A 22,830-nucleotide genomic window follows, 5' to 3' on the forward strand; every position below is an offset into this window, starting at 1 on the left:
CACCCGGTGAGGAGCGGAACACGGACCGGCGTCACCGGTCCTCCTGGTCGTCGATCCCCTCTCCGCGATTGTCACTCGCCCCGCTGTGTGCCGCGAGGGACGGGCGGGGCTCGCGGCCGGGCCTGGACGTTTCGTCCATGCCATCCGGGGCCGGATGTGCCGGCCGGCCGGTGAAGCGCCGCGCCGGATCCTGGCCGCCCGGCCCGATGCGGCCGTCAACTACGGCTGGGACAGGGCGATTTGGCGGGCACGGAGCGCGGCGGACCGGCCGGGCCGCCGGCCGCCGCCCGCCGCGGGGGTCTGGGCCGGGGCGCGGCCGCCCCGGGCCGCCGGGGCGGCGGGGGGGGGACGGCCGTGCCCGGGCATGTGGCCGGGGCCGCCCGATCGCCACGTTGCGCATGCGGACCACCCGGTTCGGTGATGGGCTGGTGCCATCTGCCGTGCAGCAGCTGACATTGGAATATGCCCCTCCCGCTCCACGCGGTGACCGCACGCCCGAGTACCAGGGACACCGGTGCCACGTGGGCGAAGCCCTGTGCCGTCCCCGTCCGCCCGCGCTGCCGGCCCGTGCCCGCAGAGGAGAACAGTGATCACCGACACCGCCCGCCGCCACACCGGGGCCGAGCGCGCCAACGAGATGACCTACGAGCAGCTGGCCCGCGAACTGCTGCTGATCGGCCCCGCGCCCGCCAACGAGGACCTCAGGCTGCGGTACCTCGACGTACTGATCGACAACGGACTCAATCCCCCCGGACCGCCCAAGCGCATCCTGATCATCGGCGCCGGTATCGCCGGTCTGATCGCCGGTGACCTGCTGACCCGCGCCGGACACGACGTGACGATCCTGGAGGCCAACGGCAACCGGGTCGGCGGGCGGATCAAGACCTTCCACACCAGGAAGGGCGAGCCGTCGCCGTTCGCCGACCCCGCGCAGTACGCGGAGGCGGGCGCGATGCGCCTGCCCAGCTTCCACCCGCTGACCCTGGCGCTGATCGACAAACTCGGCCTGAAGCGGCGGCTGTTCTTCAACGTCGACATCGATCCGAAGACCGGCAACCAGGACGCGCCGGTCCCCCCGGTGTTCTACAAGTCGTTCAAGGACGGCAAGACCTGGACCAACGGCGCGCCCAGCCCGGAGTTCAAGGAGCCGGACAAGCGCAACCACACCTGGATCCGCACCAACCGCGAGCAGGTGCGGCGCGCCCAGTACGCCACGGACCCCTCCAGCATCAACGAGGGCTTCCACCTCACCGGCTGCGAGACCCGGCTGACCGTCTCGGACATGGTCAACCAGGCACTGGAGCCGGTGCGCGACTACTACTCCGTGAAGCAGGACGACGGGACCCGGGTCAACAAGCCGTTCAAGGAATGGCTGGCGGGCTGGGCCGACGTCGTCCGCGACTTCGACGGCTATTCGATGGGGCGCTTCCTGCGCGAGTACGCGGAGTTCAGCGACGAGGCCGTCGAGGCGATCGGCACCATCGAGAACATGACCTCGCGCCTCCACCTGGCGTTCTTCCACAGCTTCCTGGGGCGCAGCGACATCGACCCCCGCGCCACGTACTGGGAGATCGAGGGCGGCAGCCGCATGCTGCCGGAAACGCTGGCCAAGGACCTGCGGGACCAGATCGTGATGGGTCAGCGGATGGTGCGGCTGGAGTACTACGACCCCGGCCGCGACGGGCACCACGGCGAACTCACCGGTCCCGGCGGCCCGGCCGTCGCCGTGCAGACCGTTCCCGAGGGGGAACCGTACGCGGCGACCCAGACCTGGACCGGTGACCTGGCGATCGTCACCATCCCGTTCTCCAGCCTGCGGTTCGTCAAGGTGACCCCGCCGTTCTCGTACAAGAAGCGCCGCGCCGTCATCGAGACCCACTACGACCAGGCCACCAAGGTGCTGCTGGAGTTCTCGCGGCGCTGGTGGGAGTTCACCGAGGCGGACTGGAAGCGGGAGCTGGACGCCATCGCACCGGGTCTGTACGACTACTACCAGCAGTGGGGCGAGGACGACGCCGAGGCAGCGCTGGCGCTTCCGCAGAGCGTCCGGAACCTGCCCACCGGGCTGCTGGGCGCGCATCCGAGCGTGGACGAGAGCCGGATCGGCGAGGAGCAGGTGGAGTACTACCGCAACTCCGAGCTGCGCGGCGGGGTACGGCCGGCCACCAACGCCTACGGCGGCGGTTCCACCACCGACAACCCCAACCGCTTCATGTACTACCCCTCCCACCCGGTGCCCGGAACCCAGGGCGGTGTGGTGCTGGCCGCCTACTCCTGGTCGGACGACGCCGCCCGCTGGGACTCCTTCGACGACGCCGAGCGCTACGGCTACGCCCTGGAGAACCTCCAGTCGGTGCACGGCCGCCGGATCGAGGTCTTCTACACCGGCGCCGGCCAGACCCAGAGCTGGCTGCGCGACCCGTACGCGTGCGGAGAGGCGGCGGTCTACACCCCGCACCAGATGACCGCTTTCCACCTCGACGTGGTCCGGCCCGAGGGGCCGGTGTACTTCGCCGGTGAGCACGTGTCGCTGAAGCACGCCTGGATCGAGGGGGCGGTGGAAACCGCCGTACGCGCCGCCATCGCCGTCAACGAGGCACCCGTGGGGGACGCGGGCGTCACCGCGGCCGCCAGCCGCCGCGGGGCCGCCGCGGCAACGGAACCGATGCGAGAGGAAGCACTGACGTCATGACCACCTCCCCGACCTGCACGGTGGCCGAGTACCTGGCCGTCCGGCTGGAACAGCTCGGCATCACCCACCTGTTCGGCGTGCCGGGCAACCACCTGGGCCCGTTCCTGTCGACCCTGCACGAGAAGACCAAGGTGCGTTGGGTGGGCACCCCCACGGAGGGCGGCGCCGGCCAGGCAGCGGACGCCTACGCCCGGGTGAAGGTCGCCGACGCGGAGATCGAACTGGGCGAACAGGGCGTCGGCGCGGTCGCGGTCACCTACGGCGTGGGCGCCTTCAACCTGCTCAACGCCATCGGCGGCGGCTACACCGAGTACATCCCGCTGATCGCGATCAACGGTGCGCCCACCTACGAGCAGTGGATCAACCAACGGGCGATCGGCCTGCTCACCTCGCACATGTCCCAGCGCCCGGAGAGCAACCTCGACGTCTACCGGCAGGTGACGGTGGAGGCCCAGACGATCTCCAACCCCGGGCTGGCCCCCGGTCAGATCGACACCGCGCTCGTCGCCTGCCTCTCCCACCGCAGGCCGGTCTACCTGGAGTTCATGGAGGACGTCTGGGAGGAGAGCTGCCCGGCGCCGCAGGGCCGGCTGAGGCGACAGGAACGGCCGCTCACCCCCCAGAACGAGAAGATGCTGAGCGCCGCGGTCACGGCGTGCGTGAAGCTGGTGAAGGAACACGGCGGCAACCCGATCCTGTGGGCCGGCGAGGAGATCGACCGCTTCAACCTGGCCGACTCGTTCGAGGAACTGGTCCGGGCCACCCTCATCCCGTACTGCACGACCGTCGGCGCCAAGTCCGTGATCTCCGAGGACACCCCCGGCTTCAGCGGCGTCTACAACGGCAAGGCCAGCAATCCGGACGTGGCCGCGGTGTTCCAGAACGCCGGCTGCCGCATCGGACTGGGCACCTGGGCGACGTCGAAGAACCTCGGCGGGAAGCTGTCCATCGGCGACGACTGGGCGGTCGCCGCCCATGAGGGGGTGCATGTGGGCGCCTCGTACTTCCCGGACGTCCAACTCGCCCAGTTCATCCCGGCGTTGCGGGACGCGTTCGTCGAGGAGTTCGGCATCGGGCACTTCTCCGCCGACTACTACGCCGACGCCCACCGGGCCGGCCTCGACGTACCGGACAGCATCGGCGCCTTCCTGGACACCCTGGCCGGCGGCCCCTACCCGCCACAGCCGACCTACGACAGCTTCTTCCGGCACATCAACGACTTCCTCGCCACCCAGACCACCGAACGCTCGGGTCAGCGCACCACCCCGTTCACCGTGATCAGCGACGCCGCGTTCGCGCTGATCGGCTCGATGAACCTGCGGATGCCCGAGCGGGCCTCGTACGTGGCGCAGAACAGCTGGCTGTCCATCGGCTACTCGGTCGGCTTCGCCACCGGGGTGGGCCTGGGCCGCCTGGAGGCAGGCAAGCGGCCGATGGTCTTCGTCGGCGACGGCTCGTTCCAGGAGACCTGCCAGGAGATGTCCACACACGTCCGGCACGGCCTGAAGCCGGTGGTGTTCGTCCTGGACAACGAGGGCTTCTACGGCATCGAGCAGATGCTGGTGCACCCCTGCTACTACAAGCCGAACGGCGCACCGCCGTCCGACGGGGCGGACTTCTACAACGAGCTCCACCCCTGGCACTACGAGAAGCTCGCCGAGGTCTTCGGCACCGACAAGCAGCCGATGCACGGGTGCGCCGTCACCACCCACGACGACCTCACCGCACTGCTCAAGAAGATCGGCGAGCCCAGCAACCCGATCAACCGCGGCCCGATCGTCGTGCGGGTGGCGCTCCCCCGGCGCGACTACCCCGAGGCGCTCCAGTACAAGATCGAGGAGAACTGCCCGCCGCCGGCCGGCGCGGTACTGAGGGAGCGGACGGTGTAGCTCCGCACACCACCGGGCACCCGTCCCCGGCCACCGGACCCGCGAACGCCCTCCGGCCCGCCCCGAGCGAGCCGGAGGGCGTCGTGGCGCCCCGATGCCCCTTCCGCGGAAGCTCCCGGCACGGCGGGCCGGTCGGCGGGGAAGGCTCACTGCCATGAGGACCTCCACAGACGAGCCGCACCGGGCGACGGGCCGGACGGTCCCCGGCCCCCGGGCCGTCGCCGCGGGCGCGGTCGGCAACTTCATCGAGTGGTACGAGTTCGGTGTCTACGCGTACTTCGCCACCGTCATCGCGGCCGACTTCTTCACACCACACGGTGGTGGCGCCGCGGAGGCCCTGGTCAGGACGTACGCGACCTTCGCGCTGGCCTTCTTCTTCCGGCCGCTGGGCGCGCTCCTCCTCGGCCGGGCGGGCGACCGCTTCGGGCGCCGGCCGGTACTGATCGCCGCGGTGGCGACCATGACCTGCGCGACGACGCTGATCGGCGTGCTGCCCACGTACGCCACGGCGGGCGCGGCCGCCCCCTGGCTGCTGACGGCGCTGCGGATCGTCCAAGGACTGTCGGCGGGCGGGGAGTTCAGCGGTTCGGTGTCCCTGATGACGGAGTGCGCGCCCGCCGGGAAGCGGGGGCGGTACGGCGCGTGGCAGTCGTTCACCGTAGCGCTCGGACTGCTCGGGGGCGCCGCCGCGGCAACCCTGGTGACGGCCGTGCTGTCGGAGGCGCAGGTCGCGGCGTGGGGATGGCGGCTGCCGTTCCTGGCGGCACTGCCGATGGGGGCGGTCGCCCTGCGGCTGCGACTGGGCCTGGTCGAATCCCCGGCGTTCCGGCGCACCGGGCCCGACTCCGCGGCCGACCCCGTAGCCGCCGGGGGCGTCCCGCCCACGCCCCCGGTGCCCTTCCGGAGCACGGCAAGGGCGGTCGTCCTCGGGTGCGGACGCCTGATGGCCTGGTCGGCGGCCGGCTACACGTTCCTCGTGGTCCTGCCCTCCTACCTCCAGAACACCGTGGGGACGAGCCCAGGGCGGTCACTGCTGGCCACGGTCATCGCCAACCTGGGCTTCGCCGCCACGATCCTCCCGGCGGGCGCGCTCAGCGACCGGGTGGGCCGGCGGACGGTGATGGTCACCGGCGCCGCCCTCGCCGCACTGTCCGCCCTGCCCCTGCTCCATCTCGTCCAGGAGCGGGACTCCCCCCTGTGGGCGACCTGCGGCGCGGTGGCGCTCGCCGGCGCCCTGGTCGGCCTCATGGCCGGGCCGGGGCCGGCGATGCTCGCCGAGATGTTCCGCACGCCGGTCCGCACCACCGGCCTCGGCGTGGCCTACGCGCTGGCGAACGCCGTCTTCTCCGGCTGCGCCGGCCTCCTCGTCACCGAACTCGTCCGGCGCACCCACGATCCCGACATCCCCGCCTACTACGTCATCGCCACCTGCTCCCTGGGCGCCCTGGCCCTGGCCACCCTCCGGAACGACGACCATCGCCGGGGACTGCGCGACTAGGGGGTCTGGTCTGGATCACCGGGCTAACCGGCGGACGACACCGACGATGTGATGCCCAGCCAGGTAGACGGTTGCGGTCTTCCCGTAGCGGGTGGCTATGCCGCGCAACCGGAGCGACCGGATCGGCGTTCAACCGGCGCGGTCGACGAGGAGTCGGTGCGCCGCGGCTGCGTCGGCCCGGGGAATTCGGCGGTGGCGGGTGTTCCGCGGTCCCGAGTGGCTCTTCGGTCATCGCGCACGTACGAGCGGAAGGCCCAAACCGGCCTGCGGTATCGACCCTTATCTGACACATGACCTGTCCGGACATACTTAAGTTGGAGAACGTGGACCACCGGTGTCCTGTCATGTTCAAGTGACGGAAGTCATCCGACACATGCGGGGGAGCATCCGTCACGCGACTGGCGTCATGACGAAGGGACACCGATCTCATGATCTTGGGGCGGCAGCGGGAACAGCAGCAGCTGGCCGATCTGGTCCTCGGCACACGGCAGGGACGCAGCGGCTCGGTCGTCCTGCGCGGACCGGCCGGAATCGGCAAGAGCACGCTGTTGGACGACCTGGCGCACACCGTCCCCCCTGACGTCCGGGTGCTGCGGGTCGTCGGCGTGGAGAGCGAGGTCGAGCTGTGCTGCGCGGGCCTGCACCAGGTGCTGCGTCCGCTCCTGCCGCGGCTGGACCGGCTCCCGGATCCGCAGGCCGAGGCGATCCGCGCGGCGTTCGGGCTGGGCTCGGCCCCCGTCGACCGCTTCCTCCTCTCGCTGGCCGCGCTGACCCTGCTGTCCGACGCCTGCGAGGAGGCGCCGGTGGCGGTGCTCGTGGACGACGCGCACCGGCTGGACCCGGCGTCCGCCGACGCGTTGGTCTTCATCGCCCGGCGGATCGAGGCGGAGGGCCTGGCGATGGTCTTCGCCGCCCGGGACGGCTGCGGCCGCTTCGACGCCCCGGGCCTGCCCGAGCTCGCCCTGGGGCCGCTGCCCCCCGACGCCGCCGAGAAACTGCTGGCCCGTACGGCGCCGGAGGCCGTCCGCGCGGTACGCCAACGCCTGCTGCACGAGTCCGAAGGCAATCCGCTCGCACTGTGCGAACTGCCCGCCGCCCTCACCGCCGAACAGTTGCGGGGCGGCTCCCCCCTCCCCGAACACCTCCCCCTCAACTCGCGTCTGCAGCAGATCTACTCGGACCGCACGGCCCGGCTCTCCGACCGGCACAGCGACGCGCTGCTGCTGGCGGCGATCGAGCACGACGGGGATCTCACGGTGATCCTCGGCGCCAGCGACGACCGGGACGCGGCGACCGCCGATCTGTACGCCGCCGCGGCGGCCGGGCTGATCGAGCTCGACGAGCAGCGCGTGCGCTTCCGCCATCCGCTGGTCCGCTCCGCCCTCTACCAGGCGGCTCCGGTCCGCACTCGCCATGCCGCGCACCAGGCGCTGGCCCGGAGCCTGGACGCGGACGACGAGCGTCGGGTCTGGCACCTGGCGGCCGCGACGATGGGCGCGGACGACACGGTGGCCGATCTGCTGGCCCACTGCGCGGACCGTTCCCGGCGCGCGGGCGGTGTGGTCACCGCAGGTCATGCGTTGCGCCGGGCCGCCGCGTTCGCCACCTCGCCCCGGGCCCGGGCACGTTGGCTGATCGACGCGGCCGCCTGCGCCTGGGAAGCCTCCGATCCCGCGCACGCCCTGCCGCTGCTCGACGAGGCCGAGACGCTGGTCTCCGAGCCCGCGCTGCGCGCCCGGTCGGCCCGGGTGCGCGGCACCGTCATCCACGCCGGCGGCGACCCCGCGCTCGCCTGCCGCACGCTCCTGGACGGCGCCCGCCTCGTCCTCGACGGTGACGCGGGGCTGGCCGAGGAGATGTTGGTGCTGGCAGCCCGCTCGGCGTGGGTGGCGAACCGTCCTCAGGAGGTGGCACGCATCGCCGAGCTCCTGGAGCGGACCCGGTCCTCGACGGGCCGGGTTCCGGACCACTTCCGGGCACAGCTCGCGTATGTGGGCGGTCTGTCGTCCGACGCGGCGCCCCGCACCGCTTCCCCGGCGCACGACCCGCATGCCACCGCCGACCGTGCCCCGCTCTGGTACGGCGCGGCCGACGCCCCGCCGTGGATGTGGCCGCCGTCGTTCCTCCCGCATCTGGCGGGCGACACCGAATCCACCGTGGACGCCTTGCAGCGGGCGGTCGCCACCCTGCGCAAGAACGGTGCGGTGGGGGCCCTTCCGCTGTCGGTGCTCCCGCTCGTCTCGCTCCAGCTCGTCACCGGCCAGTGGACGGCGGCGACCGCCCTTGCGACCGAGGCGCTCCGGCCCGCCGACGAGACCGGGCAGCGTACCGCCGCCGCCGACCTGCGCGCCGTGCTCGCCTGGGTTGCGGCTGCCCGGGGCGACGGCGACCGGTGCCGCGAACTGGCCGAGGAAGCCCTCGACCTCGCCGTACCGCAGGGGAACGCGTCCACCGCGGCGCTCGCGTACTGGGCGCTCGGCCTGAACGCCCTGGCCGAGGGCAAGGCGTCCGGCGCCGCCCGGCTGTTCCGCGAGGTCACCACGCCCGGCGCCCGCGCGGAACACTTCATGATGAGCTGGCTCGTGCTGCCCGACCTCGTCGAGGCATATGTGCGCGCCGGGCAGACGGAGCTCGCCCGGTCGGCCCTGGAGCAGCTGGAACGCTGTGCCGCGCCCGCGGACGTGCCCGCCCTGCACCCCGCATGGCAGCGGTGCCGGGCGCTGCTCGCCGCCGACGACGCGGCGGACGCCCTGTTCGCCGCGGCCCTGGCCGCCGAGGCCCCCTCGGCCTTCGAGGCCGGGCGCACTCACCTGCTCTACGGGGAGTGGCTGCGGCGGGCCCGCCGCATCAAGTCCGCCCGGGACCACCTCCACCAGGCGCTGCGGTCCTTCCAGGCAGCCGGAGCCACGCCCTGGGCGGAGCTGGCGCGCTGCGAACTGCGGGCCGCCGGTGAGCAGGTGGCGGAGCCGGCTCCGGGTCCCGGCGACGGGCCGCAGCGGCTCACCCCGCGGGAACTACAGATCGTGCGGCTCGCCGCCCAGGGGATGAGCAACAGCGACATCGCGGCGCAGTTGTTCCTCAGTCCGCGAACCGTGGGGCACCACCTGTACAAGGTGTTCCCCAAGCTCGGCATCACCTCGCGGCACCAACTCCGCTCCGAGCGGCTGGAGTCGGCGGAGCGGCCTTCGTCCGTGCGCGCCTGAGCGGGCGCGTCGGGCCGCGGTCGTGACCGCGGCCCGACGCCGATTCCGGATCCGCTCAGCCCTGCTGATCGTGCGGCGGGTGCAGCACCGCCTGTCGGAAGGCGTCGAGCCCGGCGGTGTAGCCGGCGTCCGACCGGTCGTCCGGCATCCCGGCGGCCAGGACGTAGAGGGCGGTTTCGCGGATGCCGTCGACGCCGAGGGCGTCCTCCACCTCGCTGTCGCGGAAGGCCGCGGTCTGGAACGGCCCGAGGCCCAGCGCGGTGGCGGTGAGCGCGAAGGTCTGCCCGAGGTGACCGGCGTTCAGCAGCATCACCCGATACGCGCGGGGCGCCCGGTACTTGCTGCTCATGCGCTCGACCACGGCGGTCACGAACACCACCAGCGCGGCGTCGCCGACCCCGGACTGGTCGAAGCACAGGTGTGCCGCCTGTTCGCGGGTGAATGCGGCGTCCAGCATTTCCAGCGAGTGTTCGAGGCAGTTGTAGTGGTAGAGCCCGGGGGTGACCCCGTCGACGGTGAAGATCCCGACGTACGCCTCCAGTTCGTGGCGGGCGCCGCCCGCCGCGCTGGTGCGTTTCATCAGGGCCCCGAAGTCCTGGCCGTCGAGGAATTCGCTGGGGCCGAACACCATCGCGAGCAGTCCGGAGAGCAGCGGCAGCGGCAGGTCCACCTGCGTGAAACTCCGGTGGGTGCGCCGCCGGTAGAGCGTCCGGACGAAATCGGCGTCCGGGTCGAGCGGGACGCGGGGCAGCAGGATCCGGTCCGCGGTCGGGTAGTTCTTGAACAGCGCGGGACGCTTCCCGGCTCGGAAGTCGTCGTTGACCTCCGGTGATTCCGTGTAGTCGGCGTCCTTGCTGGAGAAGTGCAGTGCGGTGGCCTCCGGCGACCAGGTCTCCCAGTGCTCGGCCAGGAGGGCGTCGCGTTCGCTCTCGCCTTCGGAGACGAGGAAACCGTACGTGTGCAGTTCCCGCACGGCCGCGCGGCAGGAGTCCGGGTCGTATTCCGGGAATTCCTTCAGGGCGTCGTCCTCGGTCGTCCATTCGGTGAACGCCGCGAGGACGTCGGCGGCCATCGGGGCGAGCGAGACCGGTGTGCCACCGAGGTAGTTCTGGATGACGAAGGACCCGTCCCGCCAGTAGCAGACGAGGTTGTGTGCGCGCCGCAACAGCATGGATTCTCCTTGAGGATCGGGGGCCGGTGTGCCCGGCCCCCGATCGGTTATCTCGTGATGCCTCAGCGCTGGAAGTGAATCTTGATGGAGCGACCCTCGACCGGCTTGGCAGCGATATCCATCTTCTTCATCACGCACTCCTCTCTGTTGGAGAGCCCGTTCGGCTCGACGCCCAGCAAACCCGCTCGGCGCGGACGGCGGCATCCGTCGGGTGACCGGTCCGACTCGTCCGGTATGCGACGGCGCCGGGTGGGCACTCGCACCGGTCGTGGCCATGGTTTGCCCGGCGCATCGGTAAAGTGACGTGACCGTGTATGCGGACTGCCGCACCGCAGATTTCCCGAGCGCGTTGCGTGATCAAGTCGCCCGACCGATGCGGTGGTTGCGGAATTGCGTCGGACGGCGATGACGGATGCCCCGTCCGACGCGCACCGGCCGTTTCGAACCGGTCGTCCGACTGATGCCGCCGACGGCACGTCATGGGTTGACTGTGCAGCGAGCCAAACGGGCTCACCATCCGAGAGGAGAGCGTGATGAAGAAGATCGAACTCGCTGCCAAGCCGGTCCAGGGTCGCTCCATCAAGGTGCACTACCAGCGCTGAGCGCCCGGGTAGTTCGATCGGGGGCCGGCCTGTCCGGCCCCCGGTCACCCGGAGCCCGCTCCTGCCGCATCCAGGCCATTGAGGGGGCGTGTGGACGGTGGAAATCGACGAGCTCAAAAGCCGGATGGCGAGTGGCGAGCCCTATCTGGCCAGCGACCCCTCGTTACGGCCGTACCGCAAGCGGTGCGAGGAACTGCTGGACCGATTCAACGCCACGGCCCTCGGCGACCAGCGGCAAAGGGAAGCGATCCTTCCGGAGCTGCTGGGGTCCATTGCGCCGGGCGTGCGTGTGGTGCCCAGATTCCTCTGTGAATTCGGGTTCTTCATCGAGATCGGCGAACGGTCGCGGATCAACTTCGATGCCGTTCTTCTCGACTGCGCGCCGATCACCATCGGCGCCGACGTACGGATGGGCCCCCGCTGCCAGCTGTACACCGCCAATCATCCGCACTCCGCCGAGCTGCGGCACGGCATGTGGGAGAGCGCGCAACCCATCCGGGTCAAGGACGGTGCCTGGCTCGGCGGCGGGGTGATCGTCCTGCCGGGCGTCACGATCGGCGCCAACACGGTGGTCGGGGCCGGCAGCGTCGTGACGCGGGACCTTCCGGACGAGGTGGTCGCCGTGGGAAACCCGGCGCGCGTGGTGCGGGCCCTCGGCTGAGGCGTCGCGCGTCCTTCCCCGTTCCGGCCGCGGGACCGGCGTGGCGCCGCGCCACAACGGATTTCCCGGCTGCGCCGGTGAGGGATGGGGACACATGGATTGCTCATTCGACTTCGACGCGGTGGTGTTCGACCTCGACGGGACGCTCATCGATTCGGTGCGGCCGGATTTCCTGGCCTGTGCGGCGCTCTTCGAGGAATACGGCGCCGAGTTCGTCCCCGACTTCTGGGCGCGTGAAGTGTGCGGCCACGTGGGCGGCTACACGGCGCTTTTCGAGGTCCTTCGGCAGCGGGCGGCGGTCGCGTCGACCGATGCGGAGTTACGGGACCGGCTCGCCGCCCAGTGGGACCGCTTCTTCACTCCGGAGCACGTCACGCTGCTGCCGGGAGCGGGTGACCTGCTGGACGAACTCCGTTCTTCCGGGCGGAAATTGGCCGTGGCTTCGTCGTCCGACCGGGAATGGGTCACCCGCTGGCTCCGGCACTTCGCGGTCGAGCGGTATTTCCCGGTGGTCGTGTCGGGCGACGACGTGGCCAGGAAGAAGCCCGATCCGCTGCCGTACGTGAGGGCGGCCGCGGAATTGGGTGTGGCGCCGGAGCGGTGTCTGGCCGTGGAGGACTCGTTGGCGGGGGTGGCCGCCGCCAAGGCCGCCGGATGCACCGTCGTTGCGGTCCCGACCCGGCACACGCGTCATCTCGACCATGCGTCGGCCGACCATGTCGTGTCGGACCTGCACGAAGTGCGGAGGCTGTGGCCGGCCCTCGGTCCGGTGCCGCCGCGGTGAAGGCGCTGTCTTTTCAGAGTGCGTGCGATCAGTAAAGGCGAGAAGAATGCTAAAAGGTTACGTCGCGATCGTCGACGCGAGTCCCGCCGGCCTCTCGGGCGGCCTGGTCTCCGAGTTCGAGAAGGCCGGCTACGCGTCCGTCCACGTGCAGAGCGTGCCCGTGCGCCCGAAGATGTACGAGAAGGTCGTGCCCACCGGCTATGTGGGCGAGGTCGTCCATGACGGCGACCTCGACCGCACCATCGAGCTGCTTTCCGCCTACCAGCCGGTCGCGGTCCTTCCGGACAGCGAGTTCGGTGTCCCCTTCGCGGATCTGCTCAGCGAGAAGCTGGGGCTGCCGACGAACGGGACGGACAAGAGTCTCGCCCGGCGCGACAAGTACGTGATGATCGAGACGATCAAAGCGGCGGGGCTGCGCGGCGCACGGCAGCTGCTGGTCCGGGACGCCGAGGAACTGGCCGCCTGGCACCGGGAACTGGGCTGCCGGATCGTGGTGAAACCGCTCAGCAGCGCGGGCAGCCAGGGCGTGCACTACTGCGACACCCCCGAAGAGGCGGTGCGCGCGTACGAAGCGCTGGCCGGCACGGAGAACATCTTCTCGATGCCGAATGACACGGTGCTGGCGCAGGAATACCTCGTCGGCACCGAATTCGCGATCAACACCGTCAGCCGGGACGGGAAGCACCATGTGTGCGATATCTGGACCGCGACCCAGATCACCGCGAACGGGGTCCTCGACCTCTGTGACGGTCTGGTCCTGCTGCCGCACAAGGGCGAGCGGATCGACCGGGTCGTGGCCTATTGCGAGCAGGTCCTGGACGCGATGGACATCCGCCACGGACCGGCCCACATCGACGTCAAGCTGACCCCGTCGGGTCCGTGCCTGATCGAGATCGGCGCGCGCATGGGAGGCGGGTACACCGACCATTACGCGCGGATGGGCATCGGGGAATCGCAGTTGAACTGGACGGTGGACGCCTATACCGATCCGGAGCGGTTCTTCGCGCGCCGCCCGGAGCGTTACGAGGTCCGGCAGTTCATCGCCGGCGCGCCGATGATCTCGCCGGTCGAGGGGACCCTGCGGGGATACCGGGGCCTCGACGACCTCAAGAAGTTGGAGAGTTACCACGGTGTGCGGGAATTCCGCCGGCCCGGCGACCGGATCGTGCCGACCGTCGACGACCTGACGTATCCCCTGCTCGTCGAATTGCGCCACGACGTGCTCGATGTCGTGCTGCGCGACCTCGCCACCGTCCGCTATCTCGACGGCAAAGAGTTCTACGACGTCGACTGACCGTGCTCCCCCGGGATGGCCGAGGAGTGAGAGAGGAGAGTCGATGACCGTCGCCGCCCCCGCAGGAACCGAGGGCTGGATACGTCACGTCCTCACCGTCCACTGGGGCGCCCGGTGGGGCGCCGGCGCACTGGCTCCGCTGACCGTCGGCGGCGCCGAGCCCCTGACACACACGGCGGGACTGTGGCACGTCACCGGCCCCGAAGCCGACCACGTCCTGAAGGTGCAGCTCACCGCCGAGGCCGTGCGCGCCGAGCGGTTCGCCCCGCTCAAGGAGCGCGTCCTCACCCACTGCCGCCGCCAGGGGGTCCCCGTCCTGCCGGTGGTGCCGACCGCGGACGGCAGCCCCGGTGCCCGGCACGACGGCGTCGTCTGCGAGCTGAGCCCCCGCAGCGACGGCACGGTCAGCACCGGCAGTCGGGCGCACGCCGCGGCGATCGTCCGCACCGGGTTGGACCTGCGACAGACCCTCGACGGGCTGCCGCCGGGCACCGCCGACGAGCTCGCCACCATCCACCTGCCCCGGCTGGTCGAGGAGGAGGACTGGTCGGCGGCGCTCGACGACGCCGAGCGGCGGCTGCTGCCGAAGGCGGTGGCCGGCCACGACCGCTGGCACCGCGCCGCCGCCGCCGTGCTGCACGAACTGGCCGCCGCCGCACCGCTGTTGCGCCGCGATCCGGTCGGCGGGGCGTCCGGTTCGGCGGCGCGCCCGGCGGTCGTCCACGGTGACCTGCACCTCCAGCACTTCCTGCTGGCCCCGCAGGCCCCGGCACGGGTCGTGGCGGTGCTGGACTTCGACAACCTGCACGTGCAGGACCGGCTGCTGGACCTGGCCTGGCTCGCCGACACCGCGGTGCACGCCTGCGGCGACGACCTCGCCGGTGCCCGCCGGGTCGTGGCCGACTTCGCGGCCGCCGGGCGGCGGCGCGGGCTGCTCGGTCCCGGCGACACGGAACGCCTGATGCCGCTGCTGCTGGCGCACTCGCTGCCGGTGATCGTCGACATCGCCAAGGACATCCTCGACCGCGGCATCCTCGCCGCCCAGTGGCTCGACTACTTCGCACTGCTGTCGCCCGCACGGCGCCGCACCGTCCATCGCCTGCTCACCTGCGCCGACGGCCGCTGACCCCGGCCGCCCGCCGTCCCGAGCGCCCTCCCCCGCCCGCCGTCCGACCCACTCGCCAGCGAGGAGCTGCCCATGACCACCGCCGACCCGACGCCGCTGTCCGCCTGGCCGACGGACCTCTCCGCGTTCTGCTTCGAGGTACCGCACTCGGAACAGTCCCTGCTCTTCGAGTCCGGCAAGGGCATCCGCCTGTCCGACGCGGCGGGCCGCAGCTACCTGGACGCGCTCTCCGGCGTCTTCGTCACCTGCTTCGGATACGACTGCGAGCCGATCGTCCGGGCCGTCACCGACCAGCTGCGCACCCTGCCCTTCAATCCGCCGCTGCACGGCACCAACCGCGCCGCCCTGGAGCTGGCCCGGGCCCTCGTCGACCTCGCCCCGCCCGGCATCACCGCGGCGAAGCTCGTCAACGGCGGTTCCGAGAGCGTGGAGGCGGCGGTCCGGCTGGCCCGGCTGTACCACCGCAGTCACGGCAACCCCGGCAAGGTGAAGGTCCTCAGCTACTACCACGGCTACCACGGAGCCACCTTCGGTTCCCTCTCCCTCACCGGGCGGCCCGACGTCACCCGGTTCGGGCCCGGCCTCCCCGGCGTCGTGCACGTGTGGCCGCCGGACTGCCTGGAGGAGTTCTGGGACGTGCCGCAGGAGCGGTCCGGCGCGCTGGCCGCCGCCATGATCGAGCGGACCATCGAGGCCGAAGGGCCCGACTCGGTCGCGGCGCTCGTCATGGAACCCGTCATCCACCTGCGCGGTATGGCGATCCCGTCGGCCGACTACCTCACCCGCGTCCGCGAGGTGTGCGACCGGCACGGCGTCCTGCTGGTGTTCGACGAGATCGTCACCGGCTTCGGCCGCACCGGGGCGCCCTTCGCCGCCCAGACCTTCGGCGTCACCCCGGACATCCTCTGCGTCGGCAAGGGCATCTCGGGCGGCTACGCGCCGCTGGCCGCCGTCCTCATGGCGGAGCACCTCGCGGCGGTCCTCGGCGAGTCCGGCGGGCCGACGTCGTTCGCCCCCTCGCACACCTACGCCGCCAACCCGCTGGCCTCCGCCGCCGGACTCGCCGCCGTCACCCACTTCCGCGAGGGCGGCTACCCCGACCGGATCCGCGAGCTGTCCGGGTACCTCGGGCCCCGGCTGCGCGATGTCGTCGGCGAGCGGGGGACGGTGCGCGCCGTCGGCCTGCTGTACGGCGTCAAGCTCGCCGGGGGCGCGGCGGACGTCGGCGAGCGGCTGGCCGCAGCCTGTCTGCGGCGCGGCCTGATCCTGCGCGGTCAGGACGACTGGGTGGTGCTGGCGCCCGCCTTCGTCACCACGACCGCCGAGGCCGACGAGATCCTGCACACCCTCGGCGAGGCCCTCGACGAGGTCTGCGGGGCCCACCGGTGAACGCGCTGCGGGACCGCTTCGCCGGACCGGCCCGAGCGGCGCTGGCCCGGCTCACCCCGGCCGAAACGACCGTGGTGCAGCGGGAGTTGGCGGAGTTGGAGCGCGGCGGTCACGGGGGCGGCTCCCTCCTTGAGGGTCTGCGCAAGCTCGCCGCGCAGGTCCCGGAGCGGCTGTACACCGACAGCGCCGACGTCCTGCTGCGCATGCACGAGATAGCCGGCTCGGGCAACCACCAGAGCAACCTGTCGTCGCTGCCACTGGTACGCGCCTGTTTCGCGCTGGGCCTGGTCGACGACGAGGACGGGCGCGGACCGGCCGAACTCATCGTGGGCCGCGGCCACATCGCCCCCGCCTTCTACGCCGAGCACTACGTGCGCGGCACGCTGCCGTTCACCCCGCTGGCCACCCTCCACCAGGGCGGGCTCACCGGGGTCGTCCACCGCGACCTCGGCTTCCGCAACACCATGCGCTACAGCCTCGGCGTCGGCGTGGCCCAGGCGGTCAGCCTGGCCTGGGAACTGACCCGGCGCGGCGAGGACCGCACGGTGGTGTGCCTGGCCGGGGACGGCGAGTTGCACGAGGGGGTCGCCTTCGAGGCGCTGCGGTTCGCCCACGACATGGGCCTGACCAATCTCGTCCTGGTCGTCGACGCCAACGCCAAGGGCATCGAGCCGCTGGCCAAGCCGGTGAACACCGGGTACCTCGGCGCCTACCTGGGCCGGGTGGTGGAGGCCGACGGCCGTGACGAGCACGCCGTGGCGGAGGCGCTCGGCGCGCTGCTGGCCGGCCCCGGGCCCGCGGCGCTGGTGTGCCGGACCCGCAAGGGCGACCACAGCTTCAAACCGGCCGGCGCCGCGACCGCCGCCCCGGCCCGGCCGACGTTCGCCGCGACCGCCGGGCGCATGCTCGCCGCCGAGCAGGAGCGCACCGGGCGCGACCTGGCCGTGTTCACCCCCGACATGGCCGCCCGGTTCGGGCTGCGCGGCCAGGTTCCGTACACCAACACCGGGTTGGCGGAGACGCTGACGGTCGGTATGACCCTGTCGCTGCCGGCGGACACCCTCAAGGTGGTGGCCACCGACGCGATGTACTACATGGACTCGCTGAGCATGCTCACCGAGGCGACCACCAGCGTGCGGAACCTGCTCGTCCTCGCCGGACGCAGCTGGGGTGCCTGGGGCGGCGCCCACAACGCCACCAACCTGCTCGGCCAGCTGCTCCACACCCGGGTCCACGAGCCGGTCACCGCCGGGGAGTTCGCGGCATGCCTGGACCGGCTGCGCCGGGACCCGACCACCGCGCACGTGGTCAGCATGGTCGACGCGCGGTTCGACCCGCCGTCCCGCGACTGCTCGGCCGACATCGACGGCGCGGTCTGGCTGACCCCGCCCGGCGGTGCCGGGACCGAGGCGGCCGTGGTGACGTTCGGCTACGCGAGCGTCCTGGTCGAGCAGGCCAACCGGGACCTCGGGGTGCCGCATCTGCACTGTGCGGCGCTCGCCCCGCACCTCGCCCCCGACGACGTGGCCGTACTGCGGGGCTGCCGGCGCCTGTTGAGCGTCGAGTACAACGGCGCGCGGGGCGGCTTCGGCGAGTTTCTGCGCGCCGAGTACCTGCTGCCGGTGGAGGTGCACGGGGTGCGTCGCGACATCGCCAACCAGGTGCACGCGCGCCAGCTGCCGCTGCACGGTATGACCCCGACCGTGCTGCGGGAACGCCTGGCGGCCCTGCTGAAGAGCCGGGAGGCCGGCCGTGCGCCTGCACACGCATGACTACCGCGCGGCGGACTCCGACGGCATCGTCGACGGCGCGATCCTGATGCACCGCGAGATGTCCGAGCTGCTGACCCGCCGGGGCTCCGTCGCGTGGCACGACCTGACCCGCGGCCCCGACTGCGTGACCGGGGTGGGCGCCGGGGAGACGGTGTACGCGGGTTCGGGGCCGTACGCCTTCCTGTACCACCACTGGCGGGAGCGGACCGGCGGCGACTTCCGGATCGTCCGGGAGGTGCACACCGCGCTGTGGTCCGGCTACTGGGCCCAGGAGGAGCTGTGCGCGCCGTTGGTGCGCCCGGGGGACCTGGCGCTCTTCCCCACCGCGTACACGCGTGAGCTGTTCCTGCGGAACTTCCCCGCGCTCACCGAGGGGGGATCGGCGGTCGCCTACCCGATGCTCGACCGGATGCCGCGGCGCGCGGCCCGCCCCGTGCCGCCGGCCGGACGGCGCCTGCGCCTCGGCTACCTCGGCGCGCTCTCCCTGGCCAAGAACTTCGACCAGGTCCTGTCGGTCTTCGCCCGCTGCCACCGGGAGACCGGCGGGCGGGTGGACCTGGTGTGCGCGGGCAAGCCCAACGCCCCCCGCTGGGAGGCCGACGCGGTGCGGGCGCGGCTCCGGGCGGCCGGGGTGGCCGACGGTTCGGTCCGCATCGAGGGGGTCTGGCCGCAGGCCCGCCTCGCGGAGTTCTTCGACGGCGTCGACGTGCTGTTGTTCCCCAGTACGGCGTCGCGGGAGACCCTGGGCCGCGTCGTCGTCGAGGCCCTCGCGCACGGCGTGCCGGTGCTGGCCGCCGACGTCGGCCCGGCCGTCGAACTGCTCCCCGCCCGGAACCTGGTGCCCACCACGCTCGACACGGCCGGCACCTTCGACATGGGCCGGGTGGGCCCGCTCGGCCGGGTCGACGAGGACGCCCTGGTGGCGAAGGTCCTCACCCGCGACTTCGCCGAGGCTTCCGTGCGCTGCCCGGCGCCCTACACCGACGCGGCGTTCCTGCGGGCGCTCGGCGGCCCCCCGGCCCCCGTGGACACCGCCCACGACCGGGCCCTGCCGGCGGCGATCCGCGTCGCGCCGCGCACCGGTACCGACCCGGCGGAGCGGACCGCGGCGGCCACCCGCCTGTTCCGGGCGTTCTTCGAGCGCCGCGACGACACCGTGACGACCGCCCTGGACGCACTGGCCGCCCGCACCGGCCGGGACGACCCGGCGCTGCGCCGCATCGTCGCCGCGCCGCACCGCAACCTCGCCGACTACCGGGCCTTCCCCCGGCTGTTGGACGCCCTGGTCCTGCCCCCGCTGACCTACACCCTCGCACCCGCCCCGGTGGGTGCCACCACGATGGGAGACACCGCATGACGTCAGACGTGACACCGGACGGGACGACGGATCCGGCGGAACGGTTCGCCGGCGAAGTGGTCCTCGTCGTCGGCGGCGGTCGCGGTATCGGGGCCGCCGTGGTCGAGGGCTTCGCCCGGCGCGGGGCGCAGGTCGTCGTCGCCGACACCGACCGGCTGCCCTCCGCGTACAACCACTACCGCTCGACCGCCGTCACCGGCTACGCCGAGGCCCGCGAGCTGGCCGACCGGCTCGCCGTCGAGGGCCTGTCGGTGACGGCCGCCGCCGCGGACGCCACCGACGAGGACGCGGTCCGCCGTCTCTACGAGGGCATCGCCGACGGTCCGGGCCGCCTCGACACCGTCGTCAACGCCTTCGGCGTGACCCATGTCAGCCCCGTCGAGAAGATGGAGCTGAGCGAGTTCCGGCACGTGGTCTCCGGCAATCTGGACGGGGTGTTCCTCTCCTCGCGGGCGGCGCTGCCGCTGCTGCGCGCCTCCGGGGGCGGTTCGATCATCAACTTCTCGTCCGTTTCGGGCCGTTCCGGCTTCGCGAAGGTCGCGCACTACTGCGCGGCGAAGTTCGGTGTCGTCGGTTTCACCGCCGCCCTCGCCCAGGAGGTCGCGAAGGAGAACATCCGGGTCAACGCGGTCTGCCCCGGCATCGTGCGCTCCAACATGTGGCGCTACCTGCTGTCGGAGTTCGTCCGGCCCGGTGAGACCGAGGACGAGTGCTGGGAGCGGATGCGCGGCATGATCCCGCAGCGCGCGTTCCAGACGCCCGAGGACATCGCCGGCCTGGTGCGCTACCTGGCGTCCGCGCCCAGGGTCACCGGCCAGGCGATCAGCGTGGACGGCGGGATGAGCGCACCGTGACCGCGCCCTCCCGCCCGGTCGACCCGACGGGGACGCGGGCGATCGGCTTCGACGACCCGGGCTGGCGCTTCGACGGCCCCGGCACCGCACCCGTGCGCCACGCCGCGGAACTGCGGGTCCGCGCCCCGCGCGGCGCCGACCTGTTCCGCATGCCGGGCGCGTACGAGGCGTCCGGGATCCCGCGGTTGAGCCGCCGGGTCACGGGCGACCACACCCTGTGGACCCGGGTCACGGTCGACGGGCGGGAGTTCGGGGACGCCGGCGGCATCGTCGTCCACGACGGTGCGGGCTGGTTCAAGGTGTGCGTGGAGCGCACCCGCGCCGGCGGGTGGGCGGTCGTCACCGTCGTCTCCCACCCGGTGTCCGACGAGGCGGCGGGCCCCGTCCTCGCCGGCCCGGACGCCGAGCTCCTCGTCACCCGGGAGGGCCGGCGGTACGCCGTGTTCCACCGCGAACACGACGGCGGGGACTGGCGGTTCGTCCGCACGTTCTTCGGTGCCGACGAAGCGGACGTCCGGGTCGGGCTGTTCGCCCAGGCGCCGTTCTCCGACGCCTGCACGGCCTCGTTCGCCCCGCTCCGGCTCGCCCCCACCGCCCTCGCCGACCGGCGGTGACCGGCCCGTGCCGCCCCTTCCACCACCCCTCCGCACCAAGGGAGTTCCGCTCGTGATCTCGCCGCAGCCCGTCACCGACCTGTTGTGGGCGCACTGGAAGACCAAGATCATGCTGAGCGCCGTCGAGCTGGGCGTGTGCACCGAACTCGCCCAGGGACCGCTGCCCGCGGCGGAACTGTGCGCCCGTACGAAACTGCACCGGCGACCCGCCGCGGACTTCCTCGACGCCCTGGTGGCGCTCGGCCTGCTGGAGCGCACCGGCGACGCGTACGCCAACGCTCCCGAGGCACAGGAGTACCTCGACGCCGGCAAGCCCGCCACGTACCTCGGCGACAGCTTCCTGTCCCGGGGCACCGGCCTCGCCGACGACCTGGTGTCCGTGCTGCGCACCGGGCAGGCGACCCAGGCCCGCCGCGACGGGCGGGACTTCTACTCCGGCACCTACGCCACGCCGGACTCGGTCCGCGCGTTCCAGCGGGACATGACGGCCCTGAGCATCGGATCGGCCCGGGCCCTCGCCGAGCGGTTCCCCTGGGACCGCTACCGCACCCTCGTCGACGTCGGTTGCGCGGAGGGCGCTCTGCCCGGCTGGCTGCTGCGGAGCCATCCGCACCTGACCGCGGTCGGCTTCGACCTGCCGGTGGCCCGCGCTGGCTTCGAGGAGTACACGGCGCGGCTGGGCGTCGCCGACCGCGTCGAGTTCCGGCCCGGCGACTTCTTCCAGGACCCGCTGCCCCCGGCCGACGTCGTCGTGTTCGGCCACGTCCTGCACAACTGGGGCGAGGAGGAGAAGCTCCGGCTGCTGGCGAAGGCGTACGAGGCGCTGCCGCCGGGCGGGGCCGTCGTGGTCTACGAGACCCTGATCGACGACGACCGCCGCAGCAACGCCGTGGGCCTGATCCTCAGCCTGATCATGCACGCGGAGGTGCCCGGCGGATTCGACTACACCGGCGCGCAATGCAGTGCGTGGCTGCGCCGGACGGGCTTCGAGGACACCTACGTCGAGCACCTGGACGGGCCCGAGTCCATGGTGGTCGGCATCAAGTGAGCACCCCGCCGACCGGCCCGGACGACGCCCCGGCCGACACCGACCTGCTGATGTTCTGGAACCTCTACGAGACCGGCATCGAGCGCCTCCAGGGCCGCCACGACCGGTGGCACGCCCAGTGCGAGCTGATCGCCGCCCACCGGCCGCGGGTGCTGCTGACGACCGAGGGCTGGGGCTGGCACCGCGACGGCGGGGCGCTCTTCGAGGACGCCAAGGCGGCCTTCGGGATGGCCGGCGAGTTGTTCACCGCGAAGACCGGCTGCCACCAGGCGGTGTTCTGGCAGCCCGACGTCGAGCGGGTGGCCGTGCAGCACCTCGCCCCCGAGCTGGCCCACTGGCACGGCCACGGCCTGGCCACCCTGCGGCTGCCGGGCTGGACCACGCCATTGCGGTTCCTCGTCGCCCACCTCGACCCGTTCAGTCCCTCGGGCCGGCGCATCGAGGCGGACCACCTGCGCCACCACGCGGATCCCGCCCTGCCGCCGCTCGTGGTCGGCCTGGACGCCAACTGCGTCCCGCCCGGCGACCCCGAACCCGACTGGACCCGGGTGGCCCGGCACCGCCGGGACGATCACCTGCTCCCCGACGAGCGGCGAGCCGACCGGATGCCGCTGCGGCGCCTGCTCGGCTCCCCCACCGAACCGCTGCTCGTCGACGCCGGCGCCCACCTGGGCGACCGGTCGCCCACCTACGGGCAGTTCCTCCCCGGGGAGGCGGAGCGCCGCATCGACCTGTTCCTGCTCTCCCCGTCCCTCGTGCCCGACCTGCTGGCCTACCGGGCCCTGGATCCCCGCCCGGCACCGCCCGGCACCCGGCCCGCCGCCTCCGACCACCGCCCCGTCACCATCCGGCTCCGCCGCCGATGACCCACGAAAG

General features: G+C 72.3%; 16 protein-coding genes. 15 read left to right on the forward strand and 1 reads right to left on the reverse strand.

Going from position 1 to position 22,830, the window contains the following annotated elements:
* Positions 1-637 precede the first annotated feature (637 nt).
* The 4 genes from CG747_RS16630 (at position 638) to CG747_RS16645 (ending at position 9,282) form a co-directional block, all read left to right on the forward strand.
* A complete protein-coding gene (locus CG747_RS16630) occupies positions 638-2,692 on the forward strand; it encodes an FAD-dependent oxidoreductase (RefSeq protein ID WP_100602699.1) in 2,055 nt (684 codons plus the stop codon).
* Positions 2,689-4,581 (forward strand): alpha-keto acid decarboxylase family protein, encoded by a 1,893-nt coding sequence (locus CG747_RS16635; protein WP_100602513.1) that lies wholly within the window; start codon positions 2,689-2,691, stop codon positions 4,579-4,581. Before CG747_RS16630 ends, CG747_RS16635 begins: the two co-directional genes overlap by 4 nt.
* A gap of 154 nt (positions 4,582-4,735) precedes the next feature.
* Entirely contained in the window at positions 4,736-6,079 is a 1,344-nt protein-coding gene (locus tag CG747_RS16640) for an MFS transporter (protein ID WP_100602514.1), read from the forward strand.
* Positions 6,080-6,507: 428 nt separating this feature from the next.
* Complete coding sequence (locus CG747_RS16645; protein ID WP_100602515.1) at positions 6,508-9,282, forward strand: helix-turn-helix transcriptional regulator; 2,775 nt, start codon at positions 6,508-6,510, stop codon at positions 9,280-9,282.
* A gap of 55 nt (positions 9,283-9,337) precedes the next feature.
* Here CG747_RS16645 and CG747_RS16650 read toward each other — a convergent pair whose 3' ends face one another.
* A complete protein-coding gene (locus CG747_RS16650; protein ID WP_180985573.1) occupies positions 9,338-10,453 on the reverse strand; it encodes a SagB/ThcOx family dehydrogenase in 1,116 nt (371 codons plus the stop codon).
* Between the two features lie 705 nt (positions 10,454-11,158).
* On the opposite strand from CG747_RS16650, the gene CG747_RS16655 reads away from it, so the two are divergent.
* The 11 genes from CG747_RS16655 (at position 11,159) to CG747_RS16705 (ending at position 22,820) form a co-directional block, all read left to right on the forward strand.
* A complete protein-coding gene (locus CG747_RS16655; RefSeq protein ID WP_257980494.1) occupies positions 11,159-11,716 on the forward strand; it encodes a sugar O-acetyltransferase in 558 nt (185 codons plus the stop codon).
* A 94-nt stretch (positions 11,717-11,810) separates the two neighbouring features.
* Positions 11,811-12,500, forward strand: a complete 690-nt coding sequence (locus tag CG747_RS16660) for an HAD family phosphatase (RefSeq protein ID WP_100602517.1) — start codon at positions 11,811-11,813, stop codon at positions 12,498-12,500.
* A 46-nt stretch (positions 12,501-12,546) separates the two neighbouring features.
* The gene (locus CG747_RS16665) at positions 12,547-13,794 is read left to right on the forward strand and encodes an ATP-grasp domain-containing protein (protein ID WP_100602518.1); all 1,248 of its coding nucleotides are present in this window, start codon (positions 12,547-12,549) and stop codon (positions 13,792-13,794) included.
* A gap of 43 nt (positions 13,795-13,837) precedes the next feature.
* On the forward strand, positions 13,838-14,920 hold the full coding sequence (locus tag CG747_RS16670) for a phosphotransferase family protein (RefSeq protein ID WP_100602519.1): 1,083 nt from the start codon (positions 13,838-13,840) through the stop codon (positions 14,918-14,920).
* 72 nt (positions 14,921-14,992) lie between these two features.
* Entirely contained in the window at positions 14,993-16,309 is a 1,317-nt protein-coding gene (locus CG747_RS16675) for an aspartate aminotransferase family protein (protein ID WP_100602520.1), read from the forward strand.
* Entirely contained in the window at positions 16,306-18,081 is a 1,776-nt protein-coding gene (locus CG747_RS16680; protein ID WP_257980464.1) for a 1-deoxy-D-xylulose-5-phosphate synthase N-terminal domain-containing protein, read from the forward strand. The genes CG747_RS16675 and CG747_RS16680 overlap by 4 nt, the downstream gene beginning before the upstream one ends.
* Entirely contained in the window at positions 18,062-19,438 is a 1,377-nt protein-coding gene (locus CG747_RS16685; protein ID WP_100602521.1) for a glycosyltransferase, read from the forward strand. Before CG747_RS16680 ends, CG747_RS16685 begins: the two co-directional genes overlap by 20 nt.
* Positions 19,435-20,292 (forward strand): SDR family NAD(P)-dependent oxidoreductase, encoded by an 858-nt coding sequence (locus CG747_RS16690; RefSeq protein ID WP_100602522.1) that lies wholly within the window; start codon positions 19,435-19,437, stop codon positions 20,290-20,292. Before CG747_RS16685 ends, CG747_RS16690 begins: the two co-directional genes overlap by 4 nt.
* Positions 20,289-20,906 (forward strand): DUF1349 domain-containing protein, encoded by a 618-nt coding sequence (locus tag CG747_RS16695; RefSeq protein WP_257980465.1) that lies wholly within the window; start codon positions 20,289-20,291, stop codon positions 20,904-20,906. The genes CG747_RS16690 and CG747_RS16695 overlap by 4 nt, the downstream gene beginning before the upstream one ends.
* 52 nt (positions 20,907-20,958) lie before the next feature.
* A complete protein-coding gene (locus CG747_RS16700) occupies positions 20,959-21,954 on the forward strand; it encodes a methyltransferase (RefSeq protein ID WP_100602523.1) in 996 nt (331 codons plus the stop codon).
* Positions 21,951-22,820 (forward strand): endonuclease/exonuclease/phosphatase family protein, encoded by an 870-nt coding sequence (locus CG747_RS16705; protein WP_257980466.1) that lies wholly within the window; start codon positions 21,951-21,953, stop codon positions 22,818-22,820. The genes CG747_RS16700 and CG747_RS16705 overlap by 4 nt, the downstream gene beginning before the upstream one ends.
* The last annotated feature ends 10 nt before the right edge of the window (positions 22,821-22,830 follow it).

Source organism: Streptomyces sp. CB02959, assembly GCF_002803155.1.
In the GTDB taxonomy this organism is placed as follows: domain Bacteria; phylum Actinomycetota; class Actinomycetes; order Streptomycetales; family Streptomycetaceae; genus Streptomyces.